General features: G+C 40.5%; 11 protein-coding genes, 1 pseudogene and 1 other annotated feature. Of the genes and pseudogenes, 11 read left to right on the forward strand and 1 reads right to left on the reverse strand.

The genetic code is table 11. The features are described from left to right. Positions 1–101: 101 nt before the first annotated feature. From O3605_RS00115 to rplL, 8 genes are all read left to right on the forward strand, one after another. On the forward strand, positions 102–7,823 hold the full coding sequence (locus O3605_RS00115; protein ID WP_371585020.1) for a CshA/CshB family fibrillar adhesin-related protein: 7,722 nt from the start codon (positions 102–104) through the stop codon (positions 7,821–7,823). 146 nt (positions 7,824–7,969) lie between these two features. Further along, entirely contained in the window at positions 7,970–8,479 is a 510-nt protein-coding gene (locus tag O3605_RS00120) for a dihydrofolate reductase (RefSeq protein ID WP_371585021.1), read from the forward strand. Positions 8,480–8,687: 208 nt separating this feature from the next. Next, on the forward strand, positions 8,688–9,920 hold the full coding sequence (clpX, locus tag O3605_RS00125) for an ATP-dependent Clp protease ATP-binding subunit ClpX (protein ID WP_049496205.1): 1,233 nt from the start codon (positions 8,688–8,690) through the stop codon (positions 9,918–9,920). A gap of 11 nt (positions 9,921–9,931) precedes the next feature. Next, positions 9,932–10,534 (forward strand): ribosome biogenesis GTP-binding protein YihA/YsxC, encoded by a 603-nt coding sequence (gene yihA, locus O3605_RS00130; protein WP_003016353.1) that lies wholly within the window; start codon positions 9,932–9,934, stop codon positions 10,532–10,534. A 149-nt stretch (positions 10,535–10,683) separates the two neighbouring features. Further along, positions 10,684–11,388, forward strand: coding sequence for a glucosaminidase domain-containing protein (locus O3605_RS00135; RefSeq protein ID WP_371585022.1), 705 nt, complete (start codon positions 10,684–10,686; stop codon positions 11,386–11,388). A 167-nt stretch (positions 11,389–11,555) separates the two neighbouring features. Continuing rightward, positions 11,556–12,353: a formate/nitrite transporter family protein gene (locus O3605_RS00140; protein WP_371585023.1), complete on the forward strand. Its 798-nt coding sequence runs from the start codon at positions 11,556–11,558 to the stop codon at positions 12,351–12,353. 61 nt (positions 12,354–12,414) lie between these two features. Next, positions 12,415–12,549: a sequence feature (ribosomal protein L10 leader region), on the forward strand. A gap of 38 nt (positions 12,550–12,587) precedes the next feature. Further along, entirely contained in the window at positions 12,588–13,088 is a 501-nt protein-coding gene (rplJ, locus tag O3605_RS00145; RefSeq protein WP_003001722.1) for a 50S ribosomal protein L10, read from the forward strand. A 74-nt stretch (positions 13,089–13,162) separates the two neighbouring features. Beyond that, positions 13,163–13,531: a 50S ribosomal protein L7/L12 gene (rplL, locus tag O3605_RS00150; RefSeq protein WP_003016256.1), complete on the forward strand. Its 369-nt coding sequence runs from the start codon at positions 13,163–13,165 to the stop codon at positions 13,529–13,531. 62 nt (positions 13,532–13,593) lie between these two features. Here the strand turns inward: rplL and O3605_RS00155 are convergent. Further along, positions 13,594–14,301 (reverse strand): annotated as a pseudogene (locus O3605_RS00155) (IS256 family transposase); the annotation flags it as partial. 206 nt (positions 14,302–14,507) lie between these two features. On the opposite strand from O3605_RS00155, the gene O3605_RS00160 reads away from it, so the two are divergent. From O3605_RS00160 to O3605_RS00170, 3 genes are all read left to right on the forward strand, one after another. Beyond that, on the forward strand, positions 14,508–14,951 hold the full coding sequence (locus tag O3605_RS00160; protein WP_298619550.1) for a hypothetical protein: 444 nt from the start codon (positions 14,508–14,510) through the stop codon (positions 14,949–14,951). Positions 14,952–15,098: 147 nt separating this feature from the next. Continuing rightward, positions 15,099–15,551 carry a hypothetical protein gene (locus tag O3605_RS00165; RefSeq protein WP_061455578.1) on the forward strand — a complete coding sequence of 151 codons (453 nt, stop codon included), beginning with the start codon at positions 15,099–15,101 and terminating at the stop codon, positions 15,549–15,551. Positions 15,552–15,659: 108 nt separating this feature from the next. Further along, entirely contained in the window at positions 15,660–16,109 is a 450-nt protein-coding gene (locus O3605_RS00170) for a hypothetical protein (protein WP_049473195.1), read from the forward strand. Positions 16,110–16,176 lie beyond the last annotated feature (67 nt).

A 16,176-nucleotide genomic window follows, 5' to 3' on the forward strand; every position in this document is an offset into this window, starting at 1 on the left:
TTTGAAAATCGTTCGGGTTTTGTTAAAATAGATAAGGTTTGGAAAAACTAAACAATTTAAAAAAGAATGTTAATTTATAGATAAATATGGAGGTCCATTAGATGGGGAAAGACTTATTTAATGATCGTATTAGCAGATTCTCAATTCGTAAATTGAATGTGGGTGTTTGCTCAGTACTTTTGGGAACACTTGTCATGGTTGGTACAGCCGCAAGTGCAGCCGCAGAAGAAAAGACAGATACGACAAGTGAAAATGTAGCAGCAGTGGCAACAGCGTCAGAAGCGACCGCAACATCAACAGCTACTTCAGCAGCATCAACAGCTGAAACAACGAGCACAGCTCCAACAACTTATGAAGCAAATCCAGCTGTTACAGCAGCAGCGACTTCAACAGCACCTGCTTCAACTAGCGAAGTAAGTAGCACAAGTACAGCAGCTTCAGCAACATCTGCTACCTCAACTGCACCGGGAACATCAACCGCTGCAACACCAAAATTAGAAGCAACTACGCCAGCAAACAAGGCAGAAGAAGCAACTGCAACAAGTGCAGATAAAAAAGAAACACCAACTCTTTCAGCTGGACAAGGTGTAACAGCAAACAATACAGTAGCAACGGAAGAGACAGCCCAAACTTCTGGTAAAAAACGTAATCGTCGTGCCCTTGGTGATGCCAATGATCCAAGCTTAATCGGGGATGACGTTGAAGATGCAACTTCAACACCAAAAGTTGAAAAACCAGGCCTTACAACAAATATCGATGCTAAAGACATAGCCAGCCAAATCTCTTGGTTGGACTTTGGCGATACAGCCAACTGGACAGGGACTACTACAACATCAAAAGGTGAACTTGCTCTCCAAGTCGGCGCGACCTACACCAAGGAAATTATGCCGGGCTATGTGGTTACCATCAAAGTCAAGTCTTTGAAACCCTTCCAAGCGACAGAAATATACAAAAAACGCCTTGAAGAACGAGGAGCAACAGAAGCTGAAAAAGCGACCTATGACCCCAATGCTAGAAATGGTTATGTGAATGGAAATGCAAATCCGTTTACCTTGGCGGAATTTAATGCCGGTGAAGAAGCTAAGGTTATTGCCGAGCCTCAAAACCGTTGGACTGAAATTAAAGGCGAGGGGATTGATACTGGTACAACTAAGAAAACTACTATTAGTTCAGAATTAACCGGCGGGAACATTGGGATCCAGTTTGAAGTTTCTGCGACCTTCCGTGGCAAAACCGTCAAACCTGCCATTGTCATGGCAGATGGTGAGTCAGCTAACCCTGGTGAATTGGTTCTGTTTACCACCAATGGAGAAGGATGGAAACACATTGGTGAGTGGTATAAATATGGAAAAACATATACTAGAACGTTTATTCCACAAAATACAGACAATTTATTTGGTTCAAACCCTTCCACCAATATAGACGGCATGAATTTCGGTAGAACTAATCTTGACCAACTTCGTAGAACAACTCAAGTTGGACCAAACAAAAAAGAGGTTGCCTGGAAGTACTTTGGAAGTGCTGATTTAACAACTGGAGGTCTCGGAACAGGAGTCTTCGGACCAAATATTTCTGCAAGTGATGTTGCTGTTCCTCTTGTTATGACAAAGGGAGCTTCTGAAATCGGTCTTTACATTGCTTCAGGTGGTAAACAATCTGCTATGGTTGGATTTTTCCCGCTTGATGAAGGAGATGCGCCTGAATCATACGGTAAAGCTATTCATTCGATTGCAACTGTAGATGGAATTACTGGTAAGAAAGTGAACCAACCTTATCTCGGTCACTTGAGTCCTGATATGGATGAAAACAATACCCTTGATTGGACGGGTGATGACAAGGCGACCACTGCGGATGAAGGCATCGACCAATTACTTCCAAATGATCTCAAAGGAAAAACTAATGAGCTGATCAAGATGGACCGGACACGTCCAGGTAATTACACCATTTCAGTGGAAGCTCATACGGGTGGAGCAGCAAAAGCTAACATCTATGGTTGGATAGATTTCAACCAAAACGGAACCTTCGATGAAGATGAACGTTCTGATTTAACAACTATTACCCAAGATGGAACGGCTACGTTAAGCTTTACAAAGAGTAAAACCTATATTGATCCTAGTGTCAATGAATTGGGTGTTCGGATCCGTATCGCTAAGAATGCTAAAGAAATTGAAAGCCCAACCGGTATGGCCTTCTCAGGGGAAGTTGAGGACTTCAAGACTCAAATCACCCACCCACCAAAAGGGGAATTTAAAGAAACAACTGGCCTTCAAGGTGCGAAGCAAACTGCAACTGTAGCCTTTACCGCTCGTGGTTTGCAAGGCTATAGCCTAACTGAGCCAGCAAAAATTGATGAAACAGTAGCTCCACAAATGATAGATAACCGTACAGGGCAAGTCGTTACACCTGGCGCAGATGGCTACTATGCTGTAGCTGGTCAAGGGAAGTACAAGATCACTCCAAACGGAACTTCTGTGGATGTTGAGTTCATTCCTGAAGATCACTTCCTTGGAACAGCTGACGGTATCTCTATCCGTCGTACAGACAGCAATGGCTACGATACAGGTTGGTCAACAAAATTCCCAGCTGATGAAGCCAATGTAGATACTGTTTTAAATACCATGGATGGTCTTTATATCCCAACTGTTACACCAACGGATATTGAAGGGGTAGATAAGACTTCGACAGATGTCCAAGGTGCTACTCAAACCGGTACACCAACCTTTAACACAACTACAACTAATGCTAATGGCGAAAAGATCTCTGTCACTCCAAGCTTGGAATATCCTGCTAAATTGGTGGACCCAGCGACTGGTCAAGTAACCAATGCAACCTCTGTAACAGTAGCAGGCGAAGGAACATACAGCATTGATGATGCTACTGGTAAAGTAACCTTTGTTCCAGAACCAGGATTCACAGGTACAGCTCAAGGTGTTACCGTATCCGTAACAGCTCCTGTCGGAAAAGATAAAGACGGTACCGTCCGTGATGAATACCTTAAGACAGCAACAGCTAAATACACACCAACAGTTACTCCAATCACAGTGACTCCTACAAACAAGGTTTCTGCGGACATTCAAAACGTTCCTCAAACCCAAACACCAACCTTTGATTTGAGTAGCGATAAGACTGCTGAAATCACAAGCAAGAAATTGGTAGATCCAGCAACTGGCCAACCGACTGACGAAACAACGGTGACAGTAGCAGGTGAAGGAACTTACACAATCGATCCTACTACAGGAGCAGTGACCTTCACACCTGAAAAAGACTTCGTTGGAACTGCAACTGGTGTGACAGTTCAAGCAACTGCTACAATTACCAATGCAGACGGTAAGACTGCAACTATCACATCTGATGCAACTTATACACCAATAGTTGTAGCAGCTGTTCCAACAGCAAAACCTGCAACTTCAAAAGATATCCAAGGTGCGATTCAAACCGGTACACCAACCTTTGCAGGAAAAACTGTTCAAGTAAATGGTGAAGATAAAGAGATCACCATTAAAGAAAATAGCTATAAACTTTTGGATAAAGATGGCAACGAAGTAGCAACTACTCCAGCTTATGCTGCCGATGGTACTACTGAAATCGGTACCTACTCAATTGATCCAGCAACTGGTCAAGTGACCTTCACACCGACTGATAAATCTTACACTGGTGCAGTGACACCAGCCAAGGTTCAAGCGGAAAGTTCTAACGGCATCAAGGTGGATACAACTTACACACCTGAAATCGTTCCTGTCACACCGACAGCAACACCAGCTGAAACAGAAGATATCCAAGGTGCTACACAAACTGGTAAACCTGAATTCAAGGGTGGAACAGTGACTGTTAATGGTGTTGAGAAGACAGTTGCCATCAATGAAAATGTTCCAGCAACCTTCGATGATGGTTCAACTACGAAGACTGTAGATGGTGTAGGTACTTACACTGTAGCTGCAGATGGTACCGTAACCTTTGTTCCTGAAAAAACATTCATCGGTACAGCACCAGCTGTAACTGTTGTTCGTGAAGACATGAACGGAACTAAGGCTTCAGCAACTTACACACCAACAGTTACACCAGTAACCCCAACAGCAACTCCAGCTGAAACAACAGGTGTTCAAGGTGCTACACAAACTGGTAAGCCTGTATTCACTGAAGGCGACAGCCGTGTACCAATGAATGATGATGTTGCTGCAACATTTGACGATGGATCAACAACTAAGACAGTTGATGGCGTTGGTACTTATACAGTAGCAGCAGACGGTACTGTTACATTTGTTCCAGACCCAAGCTTTACTGGTACTGCACCAGCCGTAACCGTTGTTCGTGAAGACAAGAACGGAACCAAAGCATCTGCGACTTACACACCAACTGTAAATCCAGTTACTCTTACTCCAACAAATAAAGTTTCTGAGGATATTCAAAATGTTCCTCAAACAGAAACTCCTACATTTGCATTGAGTGATGATGAAACTGCTCAAATTACAAGTAAGAAATTGATTGACCCTGCAACAGGTCAACCAACCGATGAAACAACTGTAACAGTAGCAGGTGAAGGAACTTACACAATCGATCCAACTACAGGAGCAGTAACCTTCACACCTGAAAAAGACTTTGTCGGAACTGCAACTGGCGTGAAAGTCCAAGCAACTGCAACAATTACCAATGCAGACGGTAAGGCTTCAACCATCACTTCAGACGCAAGTTACACACCAACAGTTGTAGCAGCTGTTCCAACAGCTAATCCAGCTACATCTAAAGATATTCAAGGCGCGACTCAAACCGGTACACCAACCTTTGAAGGTGCAACTGTTCAAGTTAGTGGTCAAGATAAAGCTATCACCATTAAAGATAATAGCTACACACTTTTGGATAATGATGGTAATGAAGTAACAAGCACACCAGCTTATGCGGCAGACGGTACTACTGAAATCGGTACTTACTCAATTGATCCAGCAACTGGACAAGTAACCTTCACACCAACTGATAAATCATACACCGGTGCAGTTACACCTGTTAAGGTTCAAGCTGAAAGCTCAAACGGCATCAAGGTAGATACAACCTACACACCTGAAATTGTTCCAGTAACTCCAACAGCTACACCAGCTGAAACAACGGATATTCAAGGGGCTACTCAAACAGGTAAACCTGAATTCAAGGGCGGAACCGTAACAGTTGATGGCGTTGAGAAAACGGTAGAAATCAATGAAGATGTTCCAGCAACATTTGACGATGGCTCAACTACCAAGACAGTTGATGGCGTTGGTACTTACACAGTAGCAGCAGACGGAACTGTAACCTTTGTCCCTGAGAAATCATTCACAGGTAAAGCACCAGCAGTCACAGTTGTCCGTGAAGATATGAACGGAACAAAAGCTTCTGCAACCTACACACCAACTGTAACTCCTGTCACACCGACAGCGACACCAGCTGAAACAACTGATATCCAAGGTGCGACACAAACTGGTAAGCCTGTATTTACTGAAGGCGACAGCCGTGTGCCAATGAACGATGATGTTCCAGCAACATTTGATGATGGTTCAACAACTAAGACAGTTGACGGCGTTGGTACCTACACAGTAGCAGCAGACGGAACAGTTACATTTGTACCAGAAAAATCATTTGTTGGTACTGCACCAGCGGTAACAGTTGTGCGTGAAGACATGAACGGAACCAAAGCTTCCGCGACATATACACCAACCGTAACACCAGTTACACCAACTTCAGAAGATACAACATCTACTGACAAACAAGGTCAAACGCAAACAGGTACACCAACCTTCACACCAGGTAATGAAAACGTCCCAATGGATGATGATACACCTGCAACATTTGAAGATGGATCAACAACCAAGACTATTCCAGGTGAAGGTACTTATACAGTAGCTCCAGATGGAACTGTTACTTTCGTACCGGAAAAATCATTCACAGGAACAGGTACAGGCGTAACTGTGAAACGTGTCGATAAGAACGGTACTCCAGTTACAGCTAAGTACACACCAACTGTGACACCAGTAACACCAACAGCAACTCCTGCTGAATCAGAAGCACCTCAAGGTGTGGTTCAAACTGGAACTGTAACCTTCACTGAAGGTGACCCAGTTGCACCAATCGACAAGGATACCATTACTCTTCTTGACGAAAATGGTCAGCCAGCAGCATCAGTAGAAGCGAAATCACCATCAGGTGATGTGATCGGTACCTTCACTGTTGATAAAGAAACAGGTGTTGTGACCTTCACACCAACTGATAAATCTTACTCAGGTGAAGTCGTTCCAGTTAAGGTTCAAGCTAAAGACGCTAACGGAACAGCTGTAGAAACAACCTACACACCTAAGATTACACCGGTCGTACCAACTGCTGAACCTGCAACATCTACAGATATCCAAGGTAAAACACAAACAGGCAAACCAATATTCACACCGGGTAACCCAGATGTACCAATGGATGATGATACACCTGCAACCTTTGAAGATGGTTCAACTACGAAGACCATTCCAGGTGAAGGAACTTACACAGTTGCTCCAGACGGAACCGTAACCTTCGTACCAGAAAAATCATTCACAGGAACAGGTACAGGCGTAACAGTGAAACGTGTTGATAAGAACGGTACACCAGTTACTGCAACTTACACACCAACTGTAACACCAGTAACACCAACTGCTGAGCCAGCAACATCTACAGACATCCAAGGTAAGACACAAACAGGCAAACCAACATTCACACCAGGTAACCCAGATGTACCAATGGATGATGATACACCTGCAACCTTTGAAGATGGTTCAACAACTAAGGTAATTCCAGGCGAAGGAACCTACACAGTGGCTCCAGATGGAACAGTTACATTTGTACCAGAAAAATCATTCACAGGAACAGGAACAGGCGTGACTGTTAAACGTGTTGACAAGAACGGTACACCAGTTACAGCTAAGTACACACCAACTGTAACTCCGGTAATACCAACAGCAGAACCAGCTACAACTATTGGACCAAAAGGTAAAGAACAATCTGGTAAACCAGCATTCAAGGAAGGCGATAGCCGTGTTCCAATGAATGATGATGTTCCAGCTACATTTGACGATGGTTCAACAACTAAGACTATTCCAGGAGTTGGTACTTACACAGTGGTAGCAGACGGAACTGTAACCTTCACACCAGAACCTGAATTTACAGGAACTGCACCAGCAGTGACAGTGGTTCGTGAAGATGTGAATGGAACTAAAGCTTCTGCAACATACACACCAACTGTTCTTCCAATCACTAAATTTGTTGATAAAGAAGGTAAGGAAATCCCAGGATACCCTACAGTTGATGGAGAAGAGCCAAAAGCTGAAATTCCAGGTTACCGCTTTGTGGAAACGAAGAAATTGCCTAATGGTGATACTGAACACGTCTATGAAAAAGTTACAACTTCATACGTAGACGAAAATGGTAATCCTATCCCAGGTAACCCTACAGAAGATGGGGAACAACCGAAGAAAGATATCCCAGGTTATGACTTTGTGAAGACTATTGTAGATAAAGATGGAAACATTCAACATATCTACAAGAAGACTGTGACACCAACTCCAACACCGGATCCAACTCCGACACCAGAGCCACAGCCACAGCCTACTCCACAGCCACAACCACAACCTACTCCACAACCAAAACCAGAAGAGCCAACGATTCCTGTCGTTCCAGAAACGAAAGAAGAAGTGAAGTATATCGATCCACAAAATCCTACTGCACAACTTCCAAATACAGGAACAAAAGAATCTTCTACTGCTGGTCTTGCAATCTTTAGTGCTTTAGCAGGTCTCTCATTGTTTGGATTTGCAAAACGCAAAAAAGAAGACTAAGCTAACTTGTGGCTAAGAAAAACCGCGAAAATCTCGCGGTTTTTTCTGTTTGTATTTGAAAAAATATCCTCCAAACTAGATAGTTGAAATCAGTCTTTTATAAGAAAATTTGATAAAATAGAAGTATCAGTGTAAAGGATGAGAGAATGAAAAAGATTATTGGTATCTGGGCTCAAACTGAAAATGGCATTATTGGAAAGGACCAAGTCATGCCTTGGCATCTGCCAGCTGAGCTTCAGCATTTCAAAGAAACGACCATGGGACAAGCAATTCTCATGGGAAGAGTGACCTTTGATGGAATGAATAAAAGGGTTCTACCAGGTCGGACCAGCATTATCTTAACGCAAGATCAGACTTATGATCCTGAAAATGATGCTGTACTCGTCATGCACAGCAAAGAAGAAGTCTTGGAGTGGTATCAGAACCAAGAGAAGAATCTTTTCATTATTGGAGGCAGTCAGATTTTAAGGCTCTTTTCTGACCAATTAGAAGAGTTAATCCAGACCATGATTCATGCAACGATTGATGGCGATACATTGGCACCGAGATTTGAAGAGAACCGCTATGAAAGAGTCCGTCAAGTCCATCATCCGAAAGATGAGAAGAACCCATATGATTTCACGGTCAACTATTATAAGAGAAAGGATTTAGACTAATGGAGCGAAGTGTCTTTGGTTTTTTTACAGCTGTCCTATGTGTCATCTGTTTGATTTGTGCCTTACAAACCTTTCGTAAAAAACGGTTTGGCCTCGCTATTTTATTCTTACTAAATGCTTTTACCAATCTTGTGAATTCCATTCACGCCTTTTACATGACCTTATTTTAAACTAAATAGAAACAGAAAATGACAGAAAGAGGAAATACATGCCAACGAATCAAAACAATGATATGATGGTTTATTGCTCATTTTGCGGAAAGAGTCAAGATGAAGTCCAAAAAATCATTGCAGGAAACAATGCGTTTATCTGTAATGAATGTGTAGAGTTAGCTCAAGAAATCATCCGCGAGGAGCTTGCTGAAGAAGTACTTGCTGACCTTAGTGAAGTTCCAAAACCAATCGAATTGCTCCATATCTTGAACCACTACGTCATCGGTCAAGATCGGGCTAAACGTGCTCTTGCTGTAGCGGTATACAACCACTACAAACGCATCAACTTCCACGATACGCGCGAAGACGAGACAGATGTTGAATTGCAAAAATCAAACATCCTCATGATTGGCCCTACTGGTTCAGGTAAGACTTTTTTGGCCCAAACCTTAGCACGTAGCTTGAATGTCCCATTTGCCATTGCAGATGCAACAGCCTTGACAGAAGCTGGTTATGTAGGAGAAGACGTTGAAAATATTCTCTTGAAACTTCTTCAAGCAGCTGATTTTAACATCGAGCGTGCAGAACGAGGCATCATCTATGTAGATGAAATTGATAAGATCGCTAAGAAAAGTGAAAATGTCTCTATCACTCGTGACGTTTCTGGTGAAGGAGTGCAACAAGCTCTCTTGAAGATCATCGAAGGAACCGTCGCTAGTGTCCCACCTCAAGGTGGACGCAAACACCCACAACAAGAGATGATCCAAGTGGATACCAAGAATATTCTCTTCATCGTAGGTGGGGCTTTTGACGGGATCGAAGAAATTGTCAAACAACGTCTTGGTGAAAAAGTCATCGGTTTTGGTAAAAACAATAAAGCCATTGATGAATCAAGCTCTTACATGCAAGAAATCGTTGCAGAAGATATTCAAAAATTCGGGATTATCCCAGAATTGATCGGACGTCTTCCAGTCTTTGCTGCTCTTGAGCAATTGACAGTTGACGATCTTGTCCGTATTCTCAAAGAGCCACGCAATGCCTTGGTAAAACAATACCAAACCTTGCTCTCTTATGATAACGTTGAATTGGAATTTGATGATGAAGCCCTTCAAGAGATTGCCAATAAAGCTATCGAAAGAAAAACAGGAGCTCGTGGACTTCGCTCCATTATCGAAGAAACGATGATGGATGTCATGTTTGAAATTCCAAGTCAAGAAGATGTCAAACTTGTTCGAATTACAAAAGAAGCTGTAGATGGAACTGAAAAACCAATTCTCGAAACAGCCTAGAAAGATAAAATATGGAAATTAACACACATAATGCGGATATCCTCTTAAGCGCTGCAAATAAGAGTCATTATCCTCAAGATGAAATTCCAGAAGTTGCACTTGCCGGTCGATCCAATGTCGGCAAGTCTTCTTTTATTAATACTCTCTTAAATCGAAAAAACCTGGCCAGAACATCTGGCAAACCAGGAAAAACTCAATTGCTCAATTTCTTCAATATTGATGATAAACTCCGCTTGGTAGACGTACCTGGTTATGGCTATGCACGTGTCTCTAAAAAAGAACGCGAGAAGTGGGGACGGATGATTGAAGAATACCTCACCAGCCGTGAGAACTTAAAAGCAGTCGTTAGCCTAGTCGATTTTCGTCACGAACCTTCAGCAGATGATGTCCAGATGTATGAGTTCTTAAAATATTATGAGATTCCTGTGATCTTAGTTGCTACCAAGGCAGATAAGATTCCGCGTGGAAAATGGAACAAACACGAATCGATCATCAAGAAAAAACTAGATTTTGATCCTGCTGACACCTTTATTGTCTTTTCTTCTGTAACCAGGGAAGGACTAGAGAAGTCATGGGATGCTATTTTAGAAAATGCGTTTTACGAAATAAATTGAAATGACATGAAAATGTCATTTTTGTTTTGGATTTATCTCGCAATTGTAATACAAGTGTAATATAAGTGCCTTTGTTATCTTCTATTTATATGGTATAATCTCTATAAAGATAAAAGATGATAAAAAATTAATTGGAGATAAATTGTATTATGAAAAAGAAAATACGGAATAAAACGAAATTATTTAGTTTGTTCGTTTCTGTATTAGCAGTGGGGACATTTGCTGCTGCTATGAGCGAGTACGTCACATCAGTTGGTGCTAATGATGGAACTTACCAAGCTTATTCAGACCCTACTGAAGCTTTCATCTCACAAATTGGTGAGTCAGCTCGTCAGCTCGGTCAAGCGAATGACCTTTATGCTTCCGTTATGATCGCACAAGCTATCCTTGAAAGTGGATCAGGTCAGTCTGGCTTGTCTTCTTATCCACATTACAATCTTTTTGGTATTAAAGGAAGTTATGCTGGTCAATCTGCAGTGATGCAAACTTGGGAAGATGACGGTGCTGGAAATGCCTATACGATTAATGACGCATTTCGTTCTTACCCATCTTACTATGAATCATTGCAAGACTATGTAGCTGTATTGAAACAAGGACATTTTGCAGGTGCATGGAAGAGCAACACCTCTAGTTACCAAGATGCAACAGCAGCTTTGACAGGGGTTTATGCGACAGACACAAGCTACTATGCAAAACTTAATAATATCATTGAAACCTATAATTTGACTCAATATGATTCACCAAATGTTCAAGGTGGTATTACAGGTTCGGTATACAATCCATATCGTCAACAGTTCACTTCACAAGAAATCTTGAATTTGGATATCGCTTGGGCGAACCGTTTGAATTATTAATACTAAAACAGGCATCTGCCTGTTTTTTTATTTGTTTTTAGCACACATTGATATTCGATATAAAACGTATGTGATGAAAAAATAATAATTCTCCCTGAAAACCTTTTCATTCTTTTCTCTCTATGTTATAATGATTTTATTCACAAACATTATATAAGGAGAATAGTATGTCTGAATCTAATTTTATTCAAAAAGTTGGAGCGGCGTGTAATAAGAAGGAAGATCTCTATCAGAAATCTAAAACGCGCTATGCAGTCCGTTCTATTTTTGCTGGTGGATTTCTCACTTTAAGTACTGCGGTCGGAGCTGTTGCAGCTGACTTATTAAATACCTTTGTACCTGGATCTGGTCGTTTTCTATTTCCATTCATCTTTGCCTGGGGCTTGGTTTACCTCTTATTCTTAAATGCGGAATTAACCATCTCAAATATGATGTATTTGACAGCGGGAACCTATCTAAAGAAGATCCATTGGAAGAAAGCATTGGAGATTCTTCTTTATTGTACCTTCTTTAATTTAATTGGTGCTTTGATCGTAGCTTTTCTGTTCAATCAAACAACAGCCTTTGCTCATATTGATCCAAAAGGATTCCTGGCTACGGTAGCAGAAAATAAACTCCAACGAAGCAATCAAGTGGTATTCTTTGAAGGGGTTATTGCCAATATCTTTGTAAATATTGCTATCCTTTCTTATTTATATTTCAAAGATGAAACAGCGAAGGTGCTCTTAGCTCTCTCTGCTATTTATATGTTTGTCTTTATGACCAATGAACACTTGGCGGCTAATTTTGCTTCCTTCTCATTATTAAGCTTTAATCCAGTTTCTAGCCAATTGCCACATTTTGAATTTTTAAATATATTACGTCACTATGGTGTCACCTTCTTTGCCAACTGGGTAGGAGGAGGAGTCCTTATGGGACTAGCCTATGCTTGGTTGAATAACATCAAGAGTCTCTACAACGATTAAAAAATATAAAAAAAGTTTGCAAAAGTACTTGCATTCTTTTTTTAAATGTGATAAACTAGTTTACGGTTTGAAAAAACTGCCTAAGACAGTAGGGGAGCCCGACTCATAAAAATCCTACCGAGGACAAAACGTATCAATTAAAAGAAGCGTATTGTACTTTCGTGTCTAGGTTTGGGCGCGTTTTTCTTTTGGAAAAATTCCCCAAGCAAAATAATTACGGAGGTGAACACACTAATGAGTGAAGCAATTATTGCTAAAAAAGCGGAACTTGTTGACGTAGTAGCTGAAAAAATGAAAGCTGCTGCATCTATCGTCGTTGTAGATTCTCGCGGTTTGACAGTTGAGCAAGATACAGTTCTCCGTCGCAACCTTCGCGGAAGCGAAGTTGAGTTTAAAGTTATCAAAAACTCAATCTTGCGTCGTGCAGCTGAAAAAGCTGGTCTTGAAGATCTTGCATCTGTATTCGTTGGACCTTCTGCAGTAGCATTTTCTAACGAAGATGTTATCGCACCTGCGAAAATCTTGAACGATTTTGCAAAAGACGCTGAAGCACTTGAAATCAAAGGTGGTGCAATCGAAGGCGCTGTCGCATCTAAAGAAGAGATTCTTGCACTTGCAACTCTTCCAAACCGCGAAGGACTTCTTTCTATGCTCCTTTCTGTACTTCAAGCGCCAGTGCGCAACGTTGCTCTTGCAGTCAAAGCGGTTGCAGACAACAAAGAAGACGCAGCTTAATCTTAAGCTACGCAGCGTAGCCTAGCTACAAAAAAATAAAACATAAAATTAAAACTTATTTGGAGGAAATAACAATGGCATTGAACATTGAAAACATTATTGCTGAAATTAAAGAAGCTTCAATCCTTGAATTGAACGACCTTGTAAAAGCTATCGAAGAAGAATTTGGTGTAACTGCAGCTGCTCCTGTAGCTGTTGCTGCAGCTGGTGCTGCTGACGCTGGTGCTGCTAAAGATTCATTCGATATCGAATTGACATCTGCAGGCGACAAGAAAGTCGGCGTTATCAAAGTTGTACGTGAAATCACTGGTCTTGGTCTTAAAGAAGCTAAAGAACTTGTTGATGGTGCACCTGGCGTTATCAAAGAAGGTGTTGCTACAGCTGAAGCTGAAGAAATCAAAGCTAAATTGGAAGAAGCTGGAGCTTCAGTTACTCTTAAATAATAGAGTTTCCAATCAAAATAAAAACCGAGGTTTAGGCCTCGGTTTTTTGTTTTTGAATGCGATGGGTAAGCCTGACTGACAATCTGCTCAAGCCTCTTGAAGCCATCGGTCACTACAAGAGAAACCTGTTCGATTCCTTGGTTTTGAAGCTTGTCTAACAGGGTAGACAAGAAGCATTGTTTTCATTTGGGGCGATTCCATATCCAAGAACAGCCTTCTGTCCTTCTGGTGTCATGCCAAGTACGATATGAATACATTCTTTACTAACGGTTCCATGTCTTAATGGAAGATAGGTTCTGTCAAGGAATAAAACAGAGTAATTGGCTTCTAAACTTCGCTCATGAAAAGCAGCGACATTCTCCTGAGTTGCTTTTGAGATATTAGAAATTGTGGCAGGACTATAGTACTGACCATACATTCGCTCGATGATATCACTAATTTCTCGAGTCGTTACGCCAGTTTGATAGAGTTTGATCACCATCTCTTCCAAGTGGACATCTCGACGTCCATAAGAGGGAAGCAAAACTGGACTAAAGTTCCCATTAAATTCTCTTGGAATAGTTAAATGAACTGTCCCATATTTGGTTTCAAATTTCCGTGAATAGGTTCCATTTCGACTATTGCCAGAATTATAGCCTATTTTTTCGTAAGGCTGATAACTCTGCTTGAAGCAGATCATTCATAACTGTTTCAAAAGAAGTACGGAAAAATTCATCAATATCTTGCTTTTGGGCTAGGAAGTTAAGCAAGTCTGTAGTAAACTGAGTCATAGGAATAAATTTCTTTCTAGTAATCTGTTACAACTCTACTATAACGGATTTATTCCTTTTTGTGTTTACACAACTTATTTTACACTACCCTCACTTTATATTGATTAGATAAATATACTACAAGAGTATTACATTTGTAATATTTCATTGCCGTGAGTCTGAATTGTTGTTATAATAGGCTTAATCTAACTAAAAAGGAGAAGATGATGAAAAATTTTAAACGTCTTTTATTAGCTGTTGTGGCTGTCTTTGCAGCAATCTTTTTGGTAGCCTGTGGCGCTAAAAGCGATAATGGGACTTACGTGTTTGAGCCTACTAAAGATGAAATCAAAGAAATTATGCCAAGTGAATTTCAATCTTTGATAGGTGATAATTACTCATTTACTATTTCCATTACAATTAAGGATAAGAAAGGTGAGATGAAAGTAGACACGAATGCAGGTGGTCAAAATGTTAATCAAGTGATTGAGTTGGAAGTAGACCAAAAAGCTAAAACTCTTGTCTCAGAAAATGAGTATGGGAAAGCGGAAATTACTTATCAAGTTTCAGGAAATGTGTTAACGATTAAGGATGTGAAGAATTCTTTAATGGGTGACACAGACATGTTTAATAACTACATGAAAATTGCTAAGTTCAAAAAAGTTAAATAATCCATCAGGGCGGGATTTACATCCTGCCTTTTTATTTTTCTTTGTTTATGAAAGAAATATTACAAGAATATGACATTTATAATCTTTCATTGCAGTGCATTGAAATTGTTGTTATAATAGGTTTAATCTAACTAAAAAGGAGAAGTTATGAAAAACTTTAAACGTATTCTTTTGGCTGTAGTAGCTGTTTTTGCAGTAGTTCTTTTGGTGGGATGTGGTGCCAAAAGTGATAATGGGACTTATGTCTACAAACCTACAAAATCTGAAGTGAAGGAGATCCTTGAAGAACAAGGTGCTCCAAGTTCAAGCGTAGATGCATTGATCGACAATGTTAAATTGGAAGTTTCAGTAACCATTAAAGACAAAAAAGGTAGCCTTAAAATTAAAGGTGAAATGATGGGACAAAAAACAGACCAATCATTTGATATGAAAGTTGACCAACAAAAGAAAACTCTTCAATCAAAAACAGGTGAAGGTGAAAAGGTTAAATACAAAGTTTCTGGCGATGTATTCACTTTTGATTTATCTGGAGAGGAAAGTTCAGATCACGCAGCAGCTTTGGAAATGTTCAAAAACGCTAAATTCAAGCGCACAAAATAATACAAGAGAAGGGCAGAGAGTATCTGCTCTTTTTCTTCTTTATAATATCTTGAATCGGTATTAAAATAATGGTAAAATCTGATTATAAAGTACATTAGGAGATGAATTATGAAAAATATTAAACGTATTCTTTTAGCTTTCGTTGCAGTTTTTGCAGCAGTCCTCTTGGTGGCATGTGGTGCCAAAAGTGATAACGGGACTTATGTCTACAAACCATCAAAAACTGAACTCAAGAAAATTCTTGAGGAGCAAGGCTTATCAGGTAGTCAATTAGAGTCTATTGGAGATGTTATTAATTTTGAAGTTTCCATTAAGATCAAAGATTCAAAAGGAACCCTCAGCATCGCGGGTGAAGTCGCTGGTCAAAAGAATGAGCGATCTTATGAAGTCAAAATCGATCAAAAAGAGAAAACAATCGCGTCAAAAGATGGTAGTGGAGAAAAGATTACATACAAGGTCGATGGTGACTATTTGACATTTGATCTTTCTAAGTTAAGTAATAGCAACCAAGGGGATCTTATGATTCTTAAAAATGCTAAATTCAAACGCACGAAATAAAGCAACTGAAGAGCAGGGAAACCTGCTTTTTTGCTTTACTTTTATAGCTAGTTTGGTATAATGAATG

Source organism: Streptococcus sp. 27098_8_99 (assembly GCF_041431935.1).
GTDB classification, from domain to species: Bacteria; Bacillota; Bacilli; order Lactobacillales; family Streptococcaceae; genus Streptococcus; species Streptococcus parasanguinis_D.

What these genes read in the sequence shown, in the direction of transcription:
- O3605_RS00135 (WP_371585022.1), top strand. Translation starts at nt 10,684, where the DNA reads ATGAAAAAGAAAATACGGAATAAAACGAAATTATTTAGTTTGTTCGTT.
- O3605_RS00115 (WP_371585020.1), top strand. Translation starts at nt 102, where the DNA reads ATGGGGAAAGACTTATTTAATGATCGTATTAGCAGATTCTCAATTCGT.
- O3605_RS00120 (WP_371585021.1), top strand. Translation starts at nt 7,970, where the DNA reads ATGAAAAAGATTATTGGTATCTGGGCTCAAACTGAAAATGGCATTATT.
- clpX (WP_049496205.1), top strand. Translation starts at nt 8,688, where the DNA reads ATGCCAACGAATCAAAACAATGATATGATGGTTTATTGCTCATTTTGC.
- rplL (WP_003016256.1), top strand. Translation starts at nt 13,163, where the DNA reads ATGGCATTGAACATTGAAAACATTATTGCTGAAATTAAAGAAGCTTCA.
- O3605_RS00165 (WP_061455578.1), top strand. Translation starts at nt 15,099, where the DNA reads ATGAAAAACTTTAAACGTATTCTTTTGGCTGTAGTAGCTGTTTTTGCA.
- rplJ (WP_003001722.1), top strand. Translation starts at nt 12,588, where the DNA reads ATGAGTGAAGCAATTATTGCTAAAAAAGCGGAACTTGTTGACGTAGTA.
- yihA (WP_003016353.1), top strand. Translation starts at nt 9,932, where the DNA reads ATGGAAATTAACACACATAATGCGGATATCCTCTTAAGCGCTGCAAAT.
- O3605_RS00160 (WP_298619550.1), top strand. Translation starts at nt 14,508, where the DNA reads ATGAAAAATTTTAAACGTCTTTTATTAGCTGTTGTGGCTGTCTTTGCA.
- O3605_RS00170 (WP_049473195.1), top strand. Translation starts at nt 15,660, where the DNA reads ATGAAAAATATTAAACGTATTCTTTTAGCTTTCGTTGCAGTTTTTGCA.
- O3605_RS00140 (WP_371585023.1), top strand. Translation starts at nt 11,556, where the DNA reads ATGTCTGAATCTAATTTTATTCAAAAAGTTGGAGCGGCGTGTAATAAG.